Below are 807 nucleotides of genomic sequence, written 5' to 3'. Positions count from 1 at the left end.
ACACACATCAGCGCGATTTCTCGGAACTCACGGAACCACGAACGCGCTCGCACGGCGAAGCCGAGCGAGCGCTTCACAGCCGAGTTCACGGTTTCGGTCATAGAGCGCTGATTGTAGCGCTGTTCGTCGATTCTGGCGTTGTGCGCGTGGTCGTATGGTGCGAAGATGCGATGTTTGATGAGCGGGCGAATCCCGAGGTCACGAAGGGATTCGCGGAGTGACTGTTTGTCATAGCCTTTATCGGCGGCGAGAGACCGCAGATCGCCCGCATTCCGGCGGGCGATCTGCTCAGCGAGGTCTGCATCGCTTCCTTCCCGAGTCGTTGAGCAGTGTACGTCAAGGACTGCTTGAGTCTCTGTATCGACGAGTTTCGTGACCTTCAGCTTCTGCACGCGGTAGCTTATTCGCTGACAGTAGTGGCGGCTCGCTGCTGAGCGTTCGTAGAATGTAGCGTCGATCGCGCCGTGTTTCGAGGGGTCGTGCAGCTGCGCCGACTGGCGCAGCAGCACTCGGCAGACGCTCATACTGATCCGGTCGAATGCTTTACACAAGGTGGAGGGCGAGGGGAGATCGGCCGCGTTGAGGCCGATCTCCCCGGTTATTTGTGGCATCTCCTTCAACAGGTCAATCGTCATTCGGTAGGACGTGTCGAGGTAAATCCGCAGACAATGCAGGGAAACAAGGGCATAGTCGGCGAATCCGCCGCCACCTTCCGGGGCGGCGGATTCGTCTCCATCACCGGTAACAACTTGGGCAATCGGCACAATCTCACCAGTGAAGCGGGAGATTTGTGTCATAGGCAACCGA

Annotated in this window: 1 protein-coding gene; it reads right to left on the bottom strand. The window is 58.4% G+C overall.

Features of this window, described 5'->3' with window-relative positions; genetic code table 11:
* A partial coding sequence (locus tag IEX91_RS16180) for an IS5 family transposase (RefSeq protein ID WP_188880243.1) occupies nucleotides 1-797 on the bottom strand: 797 nt, incomplete at its 3' end.
* Nucleotides 798-807: the final 10 nt, after the last annotated feature.

The organism is Halarchaeum nitratireducens (genome assembly GCF_014647155.1).
GTDB lineage: Archaea > Halobacteriota > Halobacteria > Halobacteriales > Halobacteriaceae > Halarchaeum > Halarchaeum nitratireducens.
This window is presented reverse-complemented; position numbering and strand designations above follow the sequence as displayed.